The 2546-nt window shown below is 71.4% G+C and carries 2 protein-coding genes and 1 pseudogene; all 3 read right to left on the reverse strand.

Annotation, left to right across the window (positions count from 1 at the left end):
- Positions 1 to 269 (reverse strand): annotated as a pseudogene (locus HMPREF3105_RS09550) (1-deoxy-D-xylulose-5-phosphate reductoisomerase); the annotation flags it as partial.
- A gap of 109 nt (positions 270 to 378) precedes the next feature.
- The gene (locus HMPREF3105_RS09555; RefSeq protein ID WP_049147680.1) at positions 379 to 2001 is read right to left on the reverse strand and encodes a solute symporter family protein; all 1623 of its coding nucleotides are present in this window, start codon (positions 1999 to 2001) and stop codon (positions 379 to 381) included.
- Positions 1998 to 2372 (reverse strand): DUF485 domain-containing protein, encoded by a 375-nt coding sequence (locus HMPREF3105_RS09560; RefSeq protein ID WP_041104222.1) that lies wholly within the window; start codon positions 2370 to 2372, stop codon positions 1998 to 2000. The genes HMPREF3105_RS09555 and HMPREF3105_RS09560 overlap by 4 nt, the downstream gene beginning before the upstream one ends.
- Between the last annotated feature and the right edge of the window lie 174 nt (positions 2373 to 2546).

A 2546-nucleotide genomic window follows, 5' to 3' on the forward strand; every position in this document is an offset into this window, starting at 1 on the left:
AGGGCGGCGCGCAGCTCCTCCTCCCCCGCCGCGGCGGAGCCCACCGCCTCGACCTCGAAGCGCACGGCCTGCTCGGCCAGCAGGGTCGTGTTCGCCCCGCCCGCGAGCGCGACGGCCCGGAGCCGGGTGGGGTCCTGGGCGATCACGTCGAGGCCCTGGGTGCCGATCGAGCCCGTGGAGCCGATCAGGGCGACGGCGCGCGGGGCGCCGTCGTCGTCCGCCGGGGCGGGGGCGGGCAGCGTGTAGTCGGTGAGGGATCCGTGCGTCACCCCGCCATGATGTCAGTCGGGCCTGGACACGGACGGGGGGCCGGCCGGACGGACGCCGCACCCCGACGTCCCGCCCCGCCGGCCCCCGTGGGACCGGGTCAGCCGCGGATCAGTGCTGCACCGGCTTCTCGGCGCCGATGCCGGTGAGGGAGCGGACCTCCATCTCGGCCTGCTTGTCGGGGTCCTCGGCGCGCGACGAGGTCACCGAGCCGAGCCAGCCGAGGAAGAAGGCCAGCGGGATGGAGACGATGCCCGGGTTCTTCAGCGGGAACACCGCGAAGTCCGCGCCCGGGATCATCGAGGTCGGCGTCCCGGACATCACCGGGGACAGGACGATCAGGATGATCGCGGAGAGCAGTCCGCCGTACATCGACCACACCGCGCCGCGGGTGGTGAAGCGCCGCCAGAACAGGGAGTAGAGGATGGTCGGCAGGTTCGCCGAGGCCGCCACCGCGAAGGCGAGCGCCACGAGGAACGCCACGTTCTGGCCCTGGGCGGCGATGCCGCCGACGATCGCCAGGACGCCGATCACCACCACGGTGATCTTGCCGATCCGCACCTCCTCCTGCGGGGTGAGCGGGTGCTTGGCGATCACGGAGCCGTACACGTCGTGGGCGAAGGACGCCGCCGCCGTGATGGCCAGGCCCGCGACCACCGCGAGGATGGTGGCGAACGCGACCGCCGAGATCAGGCCCAGCAGGATGGAGCCGCCGAGCTCGAACGCCAGGAGCGGGGCCGCGGAGTTCTGCCCGCCGGGCGCGGCCAGGATGCGCTCGGGGCCGATCAGCGCGCCGGCGCCGTAGCCCAGCACGAGGGTGAACAGGTAGAACGCGCCGATGAGGACGATGGCCCACACCACGGACTTGCGCGCCTCCTTGGCGGTGGGCACCGTGTAGAACCGCATGAGCACGTGCGGCAGGCCGGCGGTGCCGAGCACGAGCGCGATGCCCAGGGACACGAAGTCGAGGCGGGTCAGCGCGCTGGCGCCGTACTGCAGGCCCGGCTCGAGGATCGCCTCGCCCTTCGGGTGCATCTCGACGGCGGCCCCCAGCATGGCGTTGAAGTCGAAGCCGAACAGGGCCAGTGACCACACGGTCATGATCCCCGCGCCGGCGATCAGCAGGATCGCCTTGATGATCTGCACGTAGGTGGTGCCCTTCATGCCGCCGATCAGCACGTAGACGATCATCAGCACGCCCACGATCACGATCACGAGGGCCTGGCCGGCCCGGTCGTTGATGTTCAGCAGCAGGGACACCAGGCCGCCGGCGCCGGCCATCTGGGCCAGGAGGTAGAAGAGGCAGACGGCCATGGTGCCGAAGGCGGCGGCGATGCGCACGGGACGCTGCTGCAGGCGGAAGGACAGCACGTCCGCCATGGTGAACTTGCCGGTGTTGCGCAGCAGCTCGGCCACCAGCAGCAGGGCCACGAGCCACGCCACGAGGAAGCCGATCGAGTAGAGGAAGCCGTCGTAGCCGTAGAGGGCGATCGCGCCCACGATGCCCAGGAACGAGGCCGCGGAGAGGTAGTCACCCGCGATGGCCGTGCCGTTCTGGGTGCCGGAGAAGCCGCGGCCGCCGGCGTAGTAGTCGGCCGAGGACGCGTTCGTCTTGGACGCGCGGATCACGATCACGAGGGTGACCACCACGAAGGCGACGAAGATGCCGATGTTCACGGCGGGGTTGCCGACCGTCTGCGGGGCGGCCTGGAGCAGGGGGGTGAGCGCGCTCATCGCGTGGCCTCCGGGTTCTCGTGGGCGCCGGCGGCCTCGCGCTCGAGGCGCTCACGCAGCGCGGTGGCGCGGGGGTCCAGGGTCCGGTTGGAGAAACGGACGTAGGCGAAGGTGATCAGGAACGTGGTGACGAACTGGAGCAGGCCGAGGATCAGGCCGAGGGTGATGTTGCCGCCGAGGCGGATCGCCATGAACTCGGGGAAGAACGCGCCGACGATCACGAACACCAGGTACCAGACGAAGAACGCCACGGTCATGGGGAAGGCGAAGGATCGGTGGGTGCGCCGGAGCTCGATGAACTCCTCGGACTGCTGCGCGGCGCGGAACTGCGCGGCCGTGGGGACCGGCGCCGTGGGCTCGCTGGATGACATGGGCCCTCCGGGGGTGCGTAGGACGGATCAGTGTGAGACAGATCACTGTGATGACAACCACACTCTGGCGGGCGGAGGGGTGCGCCGTCAAGCGCGCCCCGGGGCCGTGCGCCCGTGTGACAGCCCCGGGGCGCAGCCGTGCGGACGCGGACGCGCCCCGACGGCACGGGGCCG

It is taken from the genome of Micrococcus sp. HMSC31B01 (assembly GCF_001816085.1).
Classification (GTDB): Bacteria; Actinomycetota; Actinomycetes; order Actinomycetales; family Micrococcaceae; genus Micrococcus; species Micrococcus luteus.